General features: G+C 42.0%; 11 protein-coding genes. All 11 read left to right on the forward strand.

The features are described from left to right. Positions 1 to 5 precede the first annotated feature (5 nt). On the forward strand, positions 6 to 2,159 hold the full coding sequence (locus WC955_02055) for a trehalase family glycosidase (GenBank protein ID MFA5857827.1): 2,154 nt from the start codon (positions 6 to 8) through the stop codon (positions 2,157 to 2,159). After that, positions 2,156 to 2,941 carry a hypothetical protein gene (locus WC955_02060; protein ID MFA5857828.1) on the forward strand — a complete coding sequence of 262 codons (786 nt, stop codon included), beginning with the start codon at positions 2,156 to 2,158 and terminating at the stop codon, positions 2,939 to 2,941. Before WC955_02055 ends, WC955_02060 begins: the two co-directional genes overlap by 4 nt. A gap of 100 nt (positions 2,942 to 3,041) precedes the next feature. Further along, positions 3,042 to 4,775, forward strand: coding sequence for a beta-N-acetylglucosaminidase domain-containing protein (locus WC955_02065; GenBank protein MFA5857829.1), 1,734 nt, complete (start codon positions 3,042 to 3,044; stop codon positions 4,773 to 4,775). A gap of 3 nt (positions 4,776 to 4,778) precedes the next feature. After that, the gene (locus WC955_02070; GenBank protein ID MFA5857830.1) at positions 4,779 to 6,656 is read left to right on the forward strand and encodes a hypothetical protein; all 1,878 of its coding nucleotides are present in this window, start codon (positions 4,779 to 4,781) and stop codon (positions 6,654 to 6,656) included. A 9-nt stretch (positions 6,657 to 6,665) separates the two neighbouring features. Continuing rightward, entirely contained in the window at positions 6,666 to 7,769 is a 1,104-nt protein-coding gene (locus WC955_02075) for a uroporphyrinogen decarboxylase family protein (protein MFA5857831.1), read from the forward strand. Between the two features lie 10 nt (positions 7,770 to 7,779). Next, a complete protein-coding gene (locus WC955_02080) occupies positions 7,780 to 8,253 on the forward strand; it encodes a hypothetical protein (GenBank protein MFA5857832.1) in 474 nt (157 codons plus the stop codon). Positions 8,254 to 8,276: 23 nt separating this feature from the next. Beyond that, positions 8,277 to 10,070, forward strand: a complete 1,794-nt coding sequence (locus WC955_02085; GenBank protein ID MFA5857833.1) for a tetratricopeptide repeat protein — start codon at positions 8,277 to 8,279, stop codon at positions 10,068 to 10,070. Then, a complete protein-coding gene (locus WC955_02090) occupies positions 10,067 to 11,659 on the forward strand; it encodes a UUP1 family membrane protein (GenBank protein ID MFA5857834.1) in 1,593 nt (530 codons plus the stop codon). Before WC955_02085 ends, WC955_02090 begins: the two co-directional genes overlap by 4 nt. Further along, positions 11,656 to 12,531 carry a sugar-transfer associated ATP-grasp domain-containing protein gene (locus tag WC955_02095; protein MFA5857835.1) on the forward strand — a complete coding sequence of 292 codons (876 nt, stop codon included), beginning with the start codon at positions 11,656 to 11,658 and terminating at the stop codon, positions 12,529 to 12,531. Before WC955_02090 ends, WC955_02095 begins: the two co-directional genes overlap by 4 nt. A 6-nt stretch (positions 12,532 to 12,537) precedes the next feature. Next, positions 12,538 to 14,856 carry a tetratricopeptide repeat protein gene (locus WC955_02100; GenBank protein MFA5857836.1) on the forward strand — a complete coding sequence of 773 codons (2,319 nt, stop codon included), beginning with the start codon at positions 12,538 to 12,540 and terminating at the stop codon, positions 14,854 to 14,856. After that, complete coding sequence (locus tag WC955_02105) at positions 14,853 to 16,007, forward strand: hypothetical protein (GenBank protein MFA5857837.1); 1,155 nt, start codon at positions 14,853 to 14,855, stop codon at positions 16,005 to 16,007. Before WC955_02100 ends, WC955_02105 begins: the two co-directional genes overlap by 4 nt. Positions 16,008 to 16,065: the final 58 nt, after the last annotated feature.

A 16,065-nucleotide genomic window follows, 5' to 3' on the forward strand; every position in this document is an offset into this window, starting at 1 on the left:
GGTTTATGGTTAAGCAGGAAAATTCTAGTATCTGGGCGTTGGTAGGGGATGAATTTGATGAGAAAGTTCCACGCAGGACTGCAGTTGTTGTAAAGCCTAGTATTGACGGCGTGTCTTACGCGTACCCCGCGAATTTCGGGCAGATAGGGTATTATTTTGACTGCAGGAGTAATAGTACTTACGAAGAAGATTGGTTGTTTTCATTGACCCTTGCCGGTGTGGCGTATCCTATGCATAACAACGCAACCGGTGATGCTTCGATTATTCAATCATATTTCGTTAAGATGCTGTACTTACCTTCTGCGGTTGTCCGTGAAGTGCGGTTTAGTTCGTTTGGTGCGGATGCTACTGAAATCCTTAGCCAGCCGTATGAAGACGCAATGAGTTGGCATATCGGGTTCAAGTCAAAGAGAAAAGAGCAGTTTCTTGATAAAAAAATGTATTTTGACCTCTATTGCCGGAAAGGGTTTAAGTCTGCAAGTCTTATCTCTTCTGGTAAGTTAAAGGTGGAGTTTGAGGCCGGTGATGTCGTGTATCTCAATACAACCGCCCGGTTTATAGGAACCTACGCTAGTGCAGAGGAGTATACCGCCGCAATTGCAGGACAAAAGTTTAATAATAAAGTTATAGGATCCGGGAAACCCGCGCATTTATTGTTTGAGTATCAGGTACATCTTTTACTTGGGCAGTCACAAACGTTAAGGGTGGGGTTATCCCAAAAAAGTATGGCGCTTGCACAAAAAGCGTGTGTTTGTAAAGACACTCTCGCTGTGGTTGAGCAACGGTGGAATAAATGGTTCACCAGCTTGCCTCGCCCGGAGTTTACTTCCGCTGAACTTGAGAAGGTGTATTATAAATGCTGGTGGATAGTAAAACTTAACTACTATAAAAACCCTAGATGGGGTCATACCGTGCTTGAAGCGTTGCCGGTCTACCGCGGGTACTGGTTATGGGCATTGTCTGCAGTAGATTTTCTGTCCAACCAGAACAGTGAGTACACGTCGAAGTATGTAAAGACTGTCCTTGAGTTATTCACTAAATACCAGCGGGAGGATGGGTTTATCAGTCACGCAATATATTTAACAGAAAAGATACCCGGTGAAAACTGGGGTCGGAGAAGTATTACTCAAACACCGCATATTCCGTGGGTAGCGTTGAGGTATTACTACGCAACGAAGGATATCAAGAGCCTTGCACGGTGGTATCCGCATCTGGTTAAGTTCTATGATTACCTTACAGAATCGAGGGATAAGGCTTTCCGTAACCTGCATCTTTGGGCAATTTATACGTCCTACGATACGGGGCTTGATACTACCGCAGTGTTTGAACGCGTTACCTACGGTGAGAATGGGGTGAAGGAAAAGTATTGTTATCCCGCAATCTATGCTGCGGAACGGTTCCGGTACGAGAATGCATTGGCTAAAATCGCAGGTATACTCGGGAAAAACGGTGATGCAGATCTTTATCTCGCAGAAGCTGATAAAACCAGGGGTGCGATTGATAAGTATTTATGGGATAACAAAAAAAAGTGGTATGGTGTCATCCATGAAGACGGGAAACTTGATACGCGGGTTGGAGTGGATGGGTTATTTCCATTAGCATACGGGATGGTGAGTAAAGAAAAAGCGAAAAGTGCGTACCCGAACTATCTTAAACTGATTGATACCTACGGAGTACGTACAGTTGCAGAGGATGAACCCGGGTTTATGGCAAATGTGTACTGGCGCGGGCCGTCCTGGCCGAAGTCAAAGTCAATGGCAATGGCGGCGGCTAAGAATTATTATCCTCAGGATGTTAAACGCGTGCTGGAAAGCATAAAAAACTTTGTCCTGAAATACCCCAGTGTTTGGGAATGTTTCAACGCAAAAACAGGGGAGGTTGCGTATGGCGACCGCGGGATGATGGCAACCCCTGTTATTTGTTCAAATGTTGGTTCTGCTGAGTTGATGATCGCGGTTATGACAGCACTAGGGACGGATATGTACAGTATTGACGATGAGATTGTTACCCGTCAAAGTTTAAGGAATTTTCATTGGGCAGGGAAACGGTTGGATATCGCGTATGACAAGCGGTCGGGTAGCGTAAAAGTACGGGGTAAAGCTGTGGAAGTGAAAAACCGCGGGGATGTTACAATTAACGGGAAGAAGTACAGGGTTTGAAGAATAATAATAAACAGTTTGGAGCGTATCTCACCGGTTTAACCGGTAGAGTGGTGGACCTCACAAAAGTCGTGGGTGAAACCCATCACGGGATACAGGGGCATTGGGAGACAAGGTTTGAACAGACAAAACCATCTTCAGATCCGTATGTCGCAACCGGGATTAAGGCAAGCGCGCATCTTATTGGTACTCACGTAGATAAGTGGTGGCATCGGTGGGCAAAGGAGTGGGAACAAAATCCTCGGAAGTTTAAGGGTAAGAAGTGGACGAAAGAAAATGGGATATTGTATCCTGATGGTGTAAAAGACGCTGATTTTCCTGAAAAATGCCTGTCGTTTTGTTATGTACTAAACCTTACCAAGAAAAAAGTGGGGGGTAGGTTTGATCCGCCAAGCGAGGCGATGTACTGGGATGGTAAGGTACAGGATATTGTTATAAAACAACAGTTTAATGCGCTTAGGAAGAAGTTCTTGCCGCCAAAAGGTATGGTTTCCGCTGTTCTGCTGGTCTCAGGGAGTACTTGGAGGCCGGAGGTAGGGGTTGAGGCTGTTAAATACCTTATTTCTAAGGGAATAATGGTTATTGCTACTGATGTTACTTTAACTTTTGTACCGGGGATGGTGCATGATTTGCTTCAACCTGGGGTGATATTTGTTGAGTCTCTGGTTAATACTATGCCTGTTGTTGATGATGAAGTAGTAGGGTTGTGGGTACAACCTCTTAAGCTTGTCGGGCGGGAGGCTGCACCGGCAAATGTTTATGCAATAAAAGGGTTAAGATAATTTAATAAACTTAATAAATAACATTAAGTGTTGTTTATTAAGTAATATAAAATAACGACCTATAATAGACAACAATAGATAGATTATGCAGAGGAATAATATGGCACAAATAAAGAAATTAAAATTAATAAAACACTTTAACTATTGCGTTGTTTTAGTGTATGCTGTCTTTTGTTTTAATGTTAACCTTTTTTGCGAAAACTTGCCCAAAAATACAGGGGTTCAACCCGCAAAGTTCGATATCCGCGGGGTCAAAGGCCTATGGTGGTATGATATCTCAAAGTATAAGGATATCATGGCTTGGATGCCCTCACATGGGTTCAACTTTCTTATGTTTTGCTACTCATCGTTCCCGGGAAGCAGCGAATTGTGGCGAAAGGGGTATACTGAATCTGAACTTAAAGGGATGAAGGACGTTGCGGATTATTGCTCAAGCCACGGGATAACGCTGTGTTTGGCTATAAATCCTGGGATTTACAGCAGAACTAAGATTGTGTATTCCAGTGACGAAGAGTACCAGCTGATGCTCGCGAGTTTGGTGAAAGTGTACAAAGCTACCGGGATTAAATGGTACGCGTTATGCCTTGACGATATTATTGAAAAGTTGTCAGATAAGGATAAAACTAGGTTTAAAACACTGGCGGAAGCTCATACCTTTTTTGTTAACCGCGTGTATAAAGGGTTGAAAGAACAGGTGCCGGGGGTGAATATGATATTCTGCCCTGCAGCGTATACTACCGGGTTTGCATTGAAGAATACTGAGTATTCAAAATATGTCGGGGAAAAGGTTGATTCTTCCATCCTGTTCTTCTGGACCGGGCCAACAGTGTGTTCATCCAATATTATTGACGAGGATGTTGGTAAAATAAGGAAGTTTTTTGGTAGTACCCGCGAGATTGTTATCTGGGACAATTACCCGGTGAATGATTATATCCCGTGGCGGTTGCTGTTATCCCCTGTAAAAGGACGCTCAAAAACGTTATATAAGCATGTCCGTGGCCTTATTTCGAACCCAATGAAACAGATGGAAGCATCAAAACTGCCTCTGGCGGCCATAGGCGAGTACTTGTCTGACCCCGGAAATTATGATCCTGAAAGAGCAATGGCTAGATCAATCGCTGAACTTGGCGGGGGTGAGGTTGATTATGTTCTGAAAGATCTGGTTGGGATATACGGCAGATACTTTTTAGGTGATAAAAAGTTTGAGTATATCGACGTTCCTGAAAATCCAAATGATGTAAGGGTAAGAATCGCGAAATTACGCGGTATCCTTGTTGTTTTACGTAATAACACTAAGTACCGTAGGTTGTACGATGACGTACGCCCGGCTATAGAGTCTGACATTGTGCGGTTGGAACAGTATATCATAAGGAAAAAAGGGTGTAAGGGTAAGTCCGGCCGAGTAGTACTTAAAGGGTTAGACTTTACCGGCGGTGGTGGGGAAGTTTATAGGTATCGAAAAAGTTTTAGGTACGAAGTTAATTATGTTTATGCTAAACCGTCAAAACTTGATGTTATGTCATCAGATTTTTGGGTGAATAATATCGACGGGATTACCGGTGCTGAACTTGTGATTGAAGCAATGTGTAGTAAAAAAGGCGGTAACTGCAGGGTTGAGATAAGGGTTAATGATAACATTGTGTTCTCCGGGAAGAATAATTTTCGTGCTGAACCAAAATGGACAACCCAGTCGTTTGCAGTACCACCAAAAATGTTGCGTACCGGCAAAAATATTATAATAATATGTAATATCGAACCTGAAGGTAAGGCGGGCTCGCCGCCATGGTTTATGATATCAAAAGTTGAAGTTGTACTTAGGAACGAGGAGAAATAAATTATGAGACACGGACTTGTGGTGTTAGTATTAGCATTAATGTCTTTGATTCCAGGAGTTGTAAAAGGAGAAAATGTTGTGGAAAACCTTGGTGTACCGTCGAAAATAGCGGAAGTTTATGGCAGTTTGGTCAGCCCGGATGGGAAAACAATACTTTGTAATTTCGGGCAGACAGTGAACGACTTTTTTGTGGTCGCGGTTACTACTGACGGGGTGGCAAAAAAAATTGTTCCGCCTCCGGGGAAAGGAAACCAATGGGTACTTTGCCGAGGGTTCATTTTCAATCCAGTAGATAGAAAGGTTTATATCGGCAGTACGTTTGATGCAACTTTTTTTCGGTTGGACCCGTTCAACCTGGATAAAGGTATTGAACTGCTCGGGCAGATGGAGAAAGGCGAAACTTATTCCTGGAATATGACCGTTGGGTTGGATGGTAAAGTGTATGCCGGGACGTATCCGGGGTGTAAACTATTCGCGTACGACCCTGCAGCGGGGAAAGTGTTGAAACTCGGGAAGATGAGCGGTAATAACAAGTACTGCCGGACGTTGGCAGTAGGGAAAAACGGGAAGATATACTGCGGGCTCGGGTGTGATGAACAAGACGTTGTGGTGTATAACCCAGTAGATGGCAGTACGAAGTCTGTGATAATATCTGGACTAAAAAAGCCGGGTTTCGCGACGGTTGGGAATAATGCAGACGGCGAGGTGTATACAAATGTTAACGGGAAATCGTATATCATTGACGATAATGATAATTTAGTTGAAAAAAAGTATAGTACTGCGAGATATACTGTCCATTTCCCGAATACGTTTGCTGACGGTAGTATTCTGCTCGGAGTTAATTTGGAAGGTAAGTATACGATAAAAGATTCTTCAACCGGGGTAAAAACAACTGGGAAGTTTGAGTATTCCAGCGACGGTGTGCTGGTATTCGCGTTGGTTGAAGGGCCGGATAAAAATATTTATGGGAGTACGTTTCTTCCTTTATCAATCTTTAAGTACGATACGAAGTCCGGGAAAAATGAGTTTTTGGGTGTCCACGGCGGGGGTGAAGTGTACTCGTTTGTTACGTACAAAAACAAAATAATTGAATCCGTGTACCCCCAGGGTAGGATTTTTTCGTACGATCTTGACAAACCATGGAATCCTAACGGTGACGCGGCTATCAGCCCGTCGACAAACCCGAAAACTATTGTGTCCCTCGGGTCGCCGTTCATGCGCCCGATGTGCACGATTATTGTTGATAATATGGTGTACATAGCAGGGATTACGGATTACGGGTACCACCAGGGGGGGATCGCGGTTATCGACGCGGAAACTGAGAAACTTGTTGCGAAGTATGAAGGCGTGATCTCCAGCCAAAGCGTTAGCGTTATTACATACGACCCTGCAACAAAACTTATCTTCGGCGGGTCGAGTATACATATAGGCAACCGCAAGCCAATCGCGTCTGCTGCAACGATGTTTGCGTTCAACCCTGTAACCGGGAAGGTGGAGTACGAGTTCAGCCCAACTACTTCTACTTACACAGGTGTACAGTTTATAGCTACGCTAAAACCCGGGATTGTTGCAATAATATTGTCGTTAGATGGGAAATGGCAGTTATTTGTGTATGACACTGTTAAGAAAGAGTTTATCGCGAAAAACATTGTTACACCGCTGAAGAAAACGCCGGTTAGGTTTTATAATACCGCGAAGAACGGGATGGTTTATAGTAACACTGGGCGCGAACTGTATACGATTAACCCGCAAACGTATGAAGTGAAGGTTATTAAGTCAGTGGAGGAAGGGAATATTTCTACTAACGCAGTCCTCTCCGGCGGGTACTTGTATTACGGTGTCGACCAAATGTTGTACCGTTATAAGGTGGAAGGGAATTAAGTTTACGTTATGAACGAACGGGAACGGCTGTTAAAAGTTTTAAAAGGTGAGACACCGGACAGAGTGCCGTGGTTTGCCGACCTGGGCCATTGGTACAAAGCTGAATCCGGGAAGCAATGGGACTTGTTTTCAATTAATAACTGTACAAAAGAAATTGTTGATTTACACAGGGAAGTAAAAGCGGGCTGGTATATCGAAATCGGTTCCTTGCATGAAGAATATTATGAAGATGGTGTTGTAAGGGAAAGAGAGATTAACGGCGATACTGCGAGAGAAACATTTATAACGCCGATTGGCACAATTTATATGCTCAGAAAATGGAGCTCCGTCAGTTTTTCGTGGGATATTACTAAACTTATGGTGGAGAATATAGATGATCTAAAAGTATTGCTTTACACCGTAGAAAGAAAAAAGTTTAAGCCTAAATATGAAAACTGGGAGTATATAGAGAAAACCGGCGGGGATGTGGGGTTGGGATTCCCAAGTATTGCGTATACCGGATTAGGTTCGCTTATGTCATATTATATGGGTGTTGAGAAAACTGTTTATGCGTTGTGCGATGAACCAGAATTAATGAAAAAGTATGTGGATACATATAACCTTAAACATATGGAATTGGTTGAGATATACAGTAAATCACCTGCTCCGCACATTTTTTTTACGGATAACCTGTCAGGCGATGTTCAGTCACCGGATATGTTTATGGAATACAGTTTTAATCATTACAAAAATATTGCCGACTGCCTGCATAAATCGGGGAAAACCGTATCTGCTCATTTAGACGGTAGGTTGAATAATATTATAAGCATTGTAGCAAAAGCGGGCATCGATGTTGCGGATGCGTGCACGCCTGCGCCTACCGGCGACCTTACTCCTGTGGAAATACGGAAACAAGCTGGGAACGATATGGTATTGATGGGCGGAATTTCTCCCAGTATGTGGCTGCCTGAAACCGGGGAGAATGAGTTCGTTGCTCATGTAAAAGAATGGCTTTCGTTAAGAAAGGACAGCAGTAGGTTAGTTCAATCAGCAGGGGATCAGGTACCGCCGGGAACTGAGCTTAAGAGGATAAAACTTGTTTACGATATTGTCGAAGAATACGGAAGGTATTAGAACAACTATTATGAAAAGAGTTGTTGTTTACTCTGTCGTACTCTTAACTATTTTGAGTACTCATTGCTACTCTTTTGAAACAAAACAGAAAGTTGGGTTTTCAATTGGTACACCGTCAATATCGCCATATTTTGGTATTAAATACGGCCTATCATCTAAATTAGGAATTGAAGCGCGGTACTCAAACGATTCAGGTATAATAATATATTCAGGACGTGTGTGTTATAACTTCAATCCAGAGAAACGCGCAGTTATATATTCAGGTATTGAATATGACGCGTTGTCATTTGATACTGCCGAAACATATGGAACAGGTCAATCCGTAGAATTGTTCGCGGGGATAGAAATATTTATAACTCCGTGGATTGCAGTTGGGTTGGATATCGGGCCGGTTTATACCCAGCTGGTTTCTGGTAAAAATTATAGTTACCAAATATCGTCAACTGATATTCTTGGTAATATTGGAATAACGCTGTATTTTTAAAAGGGTTTAAGGATTAACTGTTTATGAAAATAAAGCTAATAATAATAACCGCAGCAGTGTGTCTTAAGTTAACAACTGCATATGCCGGTGTATATTTCGGTCGTACAAGTTTATTGAAAGAAAAGATTACAACTCTCAGGCAGGTGGAAATTGACGGAGAAAACAAAAATAATATCAGTACTACTACCAACAACAATAATACACCGCCACCGGCTGTAAACCAATCGCCCACCGCAACCGCCAGTGCGAATGTAACTGTAAGTACTGCGCCGGCAACAATATTTTTTGCCGGTACAGGTACGGACAGAGACGGTATTATAACGCTATACGAATGGGACTTCACCGGTGACGGCGCGTATGAATACCAATCCTCGACCTCTGGAATAGCGATGGGAATATACAATTCTACCGGCACGTTTAACGTGGTTTTCAGAGTCACAGACAACAAAAACGCTAAAACTACTGCCGGGCTAACCATCGTTATTGTTGGGCAGTCCGAAGTACGTTTTTCCGAAGGATACCAGTTGTATTTGAATAAACAATACGCTGCTGCAATATCCAAGTTCCAACAACAAATAGCAGCTTACCCAACAAATGCACGGTCGGTTGATTCAAAATATTATATTGCCAAATGTTATTACCAACTTGAAAACTATACAAAAGCTATGATGGAGTTTAAAACATTTGTATCGTCATATCCCGCACAATCATTTGCTGATGATGCACAGCTTTATGTCGGCCGTTGTTATTACCAGCAAGCAAGCACAATGCCCGCGCAAGCTACCTACGCACAAGCAAGGACAGAATTTCAAAAAGTTGTAACGACTTACCCCAACGGCGACAGCGCGGATGACGCGCAATGCGCAATCGGTGATTGTTATTATGCTCAAGCGCTGTACACACAAGCGGTAACGGAATACCAAAACGTTATTACGCTATACTCGGCAAGCGAGAACAAAGACTTGGCGCAGTATTCGATAGGCAAGTGTTATTATCAAACCGACAATTATTCCACTGCGATTGCTGCGTTTAGTCAATGTATCAGTTTATATTCAACAAGCACGCTGGTAGACGACTCGCAGTTTTATATTGGTAAATGTTACTATCAGCAGGCAAGTACAGAACCTGCACAGGCAACATATGCGCAAGCGCGGACAGAATTCCAAAAAGTTATCACGTTATACCCCAATGGAAACAACGCGGACGGTGCACAGTATTACATCGGGAAATCTTATTATTTCGAAGATAAGTATACACAAGCACTGGCTGAATTCCGTAAAGTGATAACATCTTATCCCTCTAGCAGCAATATTGACGATGCACAGTATTTTGTTGGGAAATGTTACTACCAGCAGGCAAGTACTATTCCCGCGCAGGCAACGTATGACCAGGCGCGTACTGAGTTTTTAAAAGTGATATCTTTATATCCTCTGGGAGATAGCATTGATGAGGCACAGGTGTATATCGGTAAATGCTACTACCAACAAAATAATTATATACAGGCAATCGTTGAGTTTAAAAAAGTATTTACGTCATATCCCGCGTCAAACAGTTTAGACTGGGCGCAATATTATATAGGGAAAAGTTATTATATGAACAAAAACTATACAACAGCAGTAACTGAACTACAAAAAGTGTTAACAAATTACCCGGTAACCGCATATGGTGATGAAACGCTGTACTATCAGGTACGCGTGTACTGCGACCTTACTGACCGTACAAACGCGCAAGCTAAGCTGACAGAAATATCATCAAAATATCCGGTAAGTACCTGGACAACCAGAGCGAATACATATTTCACGGTAAAATTTCCATGACAACCAAAAACAATATTTTTTCGGGTAAAGGTTATTCAATAACGCTGATTTTACTCACAATATTACCGTTATTATTGGTGTTATACAAAATCATTTTCCTTGGTTACACATTCTCAAGTATTATCCCGCAGATAAAATACAGTGTTGATATTATTATGACACTCCAAGGTTATGGTGAAGACGTAGATGTAAAAACATACCTTCCGCAAAATGATTCCCGCCAGTCTATTAGTGACGAACTCAACAATTCTGCGGGATTTACGCTTGAACTTTTGAACGACACCAGCGGGCGCGTAGCAAGATGGAACGGTAATAGAGTTAGCGGTAACCGTCAAGTAGGATACTCGTTTGTGGCTCAATCAGAATCCGTAGTGTATAAAATTGAAGACGATGTCACGATTTCGCGTGTATACCCCTCAAGTTTTAATGAATATCTGGGTTCTACCACTGTTATACAGTTGGATGACCCGGTTATTAACAGCATATTTAAAGACACAGTACCAAAAACGGAAAACATGAAGCAAACACTGAAATCTATATTTGACTATGTTTCCTCGTTGAAATCCGTCCCGTTTAAAGGCGTAACCGATGCGGTAACTGCGGCGAAACTCGGTGAGGCGTCCTGTAATGGCAAAAGCAGGTTGTTTATCGCGTTAGCGCGTAAAGCTGGGATCCCTGCACGATTAGTTGGCGGCATAATTATGGAAAACGGAACAAAACGTACAAGCCATCAGTGGGTTGAAACATACATCAACGGATACTGGGTACCGTTTGACGCGTTAAACAACCATTTTGCTGAACTTCCGAAAAATTATCTTGTACTCTATCGCGGTGATGAGATGTTGTTCAAACATGATGCAAATATTAATTTCGGGTATTCCTACAAAATACGTGAACAGCTGTTATCACGTACAGATTTTGTTGCCGGGCTTGGAGAACAAAAGTTGAACGCGTATGACGTATGGGCTGCATTCACCCAGGTTGGTATACCAATCAGTTTATTGAAAATAATTATTATGCTGCCGCTGGGAGCGTTTATCATTGTAGTATTCCGTAATGTTATAGGATTCGAAACATTTGGTACATTTTTACCGGCACTAATCGCTGCAGCAAGCCGGGAAACCGGGTTTTTCTGGGGTATCTCAGGGTTTATACTGATAATATTTATTGTTAGTTTGGTACATCACCCGCTTGAAAAACTTGGGGTTTTGCATACGCCAAAGATGGGTATCCTGATGGTTTGCGTGGTAACCGCGATGTTTGCACTTACAGTACTTGGGGTAAAACTAAAGTTTTTTGCGTTGTCATACGTATCATTATTCCCTATCGCCGTACTTACAATCACAGCGGAACGTTTTGCAATCTTACAAATAGAAGAAGGTACAAAAAAAGCGTTTAAAATTATGGGTATGACGGTGATAGTTGTCTGGTTTTGCTATCTCGCGATGAATTCATTAGCAATGGAATCGTTATTTCTTTCATTTCCTGAACTATTATTATGGATGGTAGTTCTCAACCTCTGGTTAGGCCGGTGGGTGGGGATACGGTTAAGTGAAGTCAAACGGTTCAGATGGTTGGTAGAAAAATGAGGAATATATTTACTGACGCGGGAAAACTGCAACAGCATGTTCTTGGTATCAACCGCCGGAACCTTGATTATATTTATAAATCCAATAAACGTAAACATTTCCCTATTGCCGACGATAAAGTGTTGACAAAAGAATATTTGCATAAGCTTAATGTGCCCGTCCCGGAAACGTTTTACGTGATCCGCGGGATGGGTGACATCAGGAAATACTGGCCGGAACTCAGCGCTGGTAAACCCGAGTTTGTAATTAAACCGGCAAAAGGGCGTGCGGGGGGAGGGATACTGGTCTTACGTAAAAACGGGGAGTGTTGGGAAACACCGTCAGGTGTTAAGTACAACGGTAACCAAATAAAAAAACAGATGGCAGATATTTTGTTTGGTATCCACTCGTTTGGGTTGACAGACAAGGTACTGGTTGAATCACGGGTTGTACTCCACCACTCGCTGCGCACGATATATCCTGACGGTATGGCGGACATCCGTGTGATTGTTTATAATGACATACCTAAGATGTCAATGCTGCGGATGTCAACACTGGAGTCTGGTGGCCGCGCGAACCTAAGCCAGGGCGCAATAGGTATTGGGATTGATCTTAAAACAGGAGAATTGTTGGATGGCTACGATGTTAAAGGGTATATAACAAAACATCCCGATAGTAAGGTAGAGTTTAAAGGAATGCGTATACCGTTTTGGGCAGATATCATTGATATCAGTACAAGGACAAGTAGGGCAGTACCGCTTAACTACCTTGGGATTGATGTTATTATCGACGATACCCGTGGACCGGTAGTAATGGAAATCAATGCACGGCCGGGTTTGGAAATCCAGAACGTCAACCGTTGCGGGTTAAAATCCGTATTGGAAAACGGGTAATTATTTATGCAAAATAAAATATGGGCGTATCTCCGCGAAAGTTTTGTGCCGATATTAGCTGTATTATTCGTGATTGTCGGCATAATTCTGTACCTCCAGAAAATTGCGGTAGATCTTAGTAATAAACCAACTGTAGTGGTAATCACCAACCAGCAACCTGGCCAAGGGGTAAGTTATAGCGTAAACGACCAGGATGGTGATACTGACCCGCAGGTAGAGTATGGGCAGGAGTTTGAAGCTAACCCCGTGTTTAAACAAGCGAGAACGTATTACGCTGACAAAAAATACGAATCCGCGGGGAAACTGATATCAGCGTTACTGAAAAAAGATGGTGCAAACCCGTACCTCCTGAACTACCTCGGTGTGATTGAACTGCACATGAAACAGTATGATACGGCAAAAGAAAAGTTTGTAAAGGTATCCAAACTTGCGCCGTCCTATGCGCCGGTATTTGTAAACCTCGGGTTGTTATATACAGGTCAAAATCAGTTCACTGACGCGGAAAATTCTTACCGCAGCGCGATAGCGTTACGTCCGAACTATGCTGTTGCATATTACGATCTTGCAGCGTTGTATGTAAAACAAAAAAATACGCGGGACGCGGAGAAAATGTTTGTTAAAACAGTAGAGCTTAGCAGCGGGAGGTTACAATCGTTTGCATATAATAACCTCGGAGTATTGGCTGCTGATGCAAAAAATATGAAAACTGCGGAACGGTATTACAATATGGCAATTAATCTCAAACCTGACTACATAGCGCCTCGGATGAACCTCGCATCGTTATTACCGGACTCAGTAGGGAATAGAAAGAAAAAAGAGGAAATCTATAAAAAAGTTTTGAAGTTAAAACCCGACTACGCGCCGGCGTACTACAATCTCGGCGTACTATACAAAAACGAAGGACGCGCTAGGCAGTCGGAAGAGTTTTATAAACAAGCGCTTAAATATTTCCCTGAGTATCGCAGCGCTAAGTATAATCTAGGGATGTTGTATATTGACCAGGGAAAAACTGTATTAGCAGAAGAATTGTTCCAGTCGCTTGTGAATAAAGATACCGCTGCACCTGAAGATTTGTTTAACCTCGCGAAAGTTTTTCATGCGAAAAAGGATTATGTAAAAGCCATTGAGTTTTATAACAAAGCTATAACAATGTTGAACGGTAATTATCCTGAAGCTTTGGTTAACCTAGGGGTGGTATACAAAGCGATGAAGAAGCCAAAAGACGCTGTGGTATATTACCAAAAAGCGTTGAAGTACAAACCTGATTATTATACTGCGTACTATAACATGGGCATCGCGTATTTAGATGATAATAACGCGGATACCGCGCTGGACTGTTTTGTTTCAGCAGCAAAGTATAAGCCCGATTATATCGAAGCGTGGTATAACAGCGGCGTGATTTACGCGAAAAAGGGACAGTTTGATGACGCAGAGAAGTGTTACCGCAAAGTGTTGGAATATGACACAAAGCATTTGAAAGCGTTGATGAACCTCGCTGTTATCAAGGCAAAGAAAAACGATTATACCGGTGCAATAAAGGAATATGAAAACGTACTGAAACTGTACCCTGGCTATGCCTCCGCGTGGTTTAACATGGGTTTGGCATATAAAAAAGTTGGTGACACAGAGAAAGCAATTGCAGCGTATACTAAAGCAATAGAGTACGATCCTGCACATACTGCTGCAAAAAATAATTTGGGATCATTACTCAGCAACAAAGGCGATACTGCAAAAGCGGTAGTTATGTATGAGAAAGCGTTGGAGGAAACCCCGAATGATTACTCTTTACGCTTCAACTATGCGTTGCAGATATTTAAGCTTGGGAAGAAAGAGGATGCAAGGAAAGAGTACGAAAAAGTTACGCGGGTTGCGCCGAAGTTCGTAAAAGGATGGCTGGGATTAGCTGAAGTATCCGATGATTTGAGAGATCATAAAGCTGCATTAACTGCTTTAGAAACAGCGTCGAGCCTTGATCCCGCAGATTTTCTTGTGGTATACGAAATTGGCAGGCAGTACCATAAACTTAACGATTTGAATAGCGCAATGGAGTATTACCGTAAGTCCATACCGGAGCTTCCCAAAAACCCGTGGCCGGTATACTGGCTGGGGAAAGCGTATAATGAACAAAATAATGTAGGCGAAGCCGAGAAATATTATCGTGCTGCGTTGGTAATAAACCAGAATCATGAGTTTAGCTTATTACGGCTCGCACAACTTGATGAAGCTAAAGGGTTAACCTCACAAGCAGCGGAACTTTATAAAAAAGTGCTGGAATTGAATCCAAATAATAAAAGCGCAAAGGCTGCAATGAGTAAATTAAAATGACAACCGTGCAATATCGCGGCATTACAATAGTATACATAGTAGTGTTATTATTAATAAGCTCATCCGCCTTTGCTGCAAAAACGAAAATAGTTAATAAAAAGGCTGATACCAATGTATTAAAGTTCGAACCTTTTGTGGATATAAGGTTTGGCGATGAAAGTAATGTGCATCGCAGTCCTGAGAAAAACTCAACCGGCATAATATTTCCACAAAATGATGTTTTCTATACCTACAAATATGAGTTAAAACTAAGGAAGTATTGGGGTGATAATAAACTTAAAATAGAGTATACGGGGTACGCAAGTAAATACTCTTCATTTTCTGTAGTGAATGAAGATAAAAATGAGCTAAGTATTGAATTTAGGAAAACTTTGGATAAAAAGTTACGGTTTTATGTTGTTGCGGATTTTGATAACAACCGTGACCGCGGAACTAACATTCTTGGTGAAGCTTTACAAACAATTTATGCATACAAACAAATTGGTATAAAACCTAGGATAGATTATCAGTATTCAAAAAGCTTAGAATTCAGTGCGGTATATGATACACTAACTAAAGATTATGACGACACTCCGGGAATTATGTCGTTGGATTACCAGGAAAACAAGGGAAGTGTTGAGGCGATATACAAATCTTTAAGGTTCATATACGAATATTCGAAACGTAAGTATAGTAAGTACCTTGCAAGCGATGAAAATGGGAAAGAGCTTAATACCAACCCTATCCGCGAATGGGACTACCATACTGGCAATCTAGAACTGGATAGTCAGTGGTTACAGAATATCAAAACTACAGTTGGGTATAGTTTTCAAGCGCGGATGGATTTGTTCAAAGACTATTATACGTATTACCGCAACCGCGGGTATATAAAACTGTTTTATATAATGTTAACAAACCTGGAGTTAAGCGCTGCGGTAGAATATAAAAGCTATCAATATAAAATTGTAGACGTTCCTATTGCAGGACCAAACCCGAAACTTGTTCTAAACTATTTTAACGCGGATCTGGAACTCTCGTGGCAAGTACATAAGAACGTGAAAACGTATATTTTGTATACCTACGACTCTCGGGATTCCAATAAAGATACAGGTAATACATATCGTGAGTATCAGGACCACACTTTACAAACCGGTGTGCGATGGGGGTACTAGAACAAAAAATGTTTAGGCAACTTCTTGTATTTATTATTCTCACGTCATGTGGTACACT

This window comes from Elusimicrobiota bacterium (assembly GCA_041658405.1).
Taxonomy (GTDB): domain Bacteria; phylum Elusimicrobiota; class UBA5214; order JBBAAG01; family JBBAAG01; genus JBBAAG01.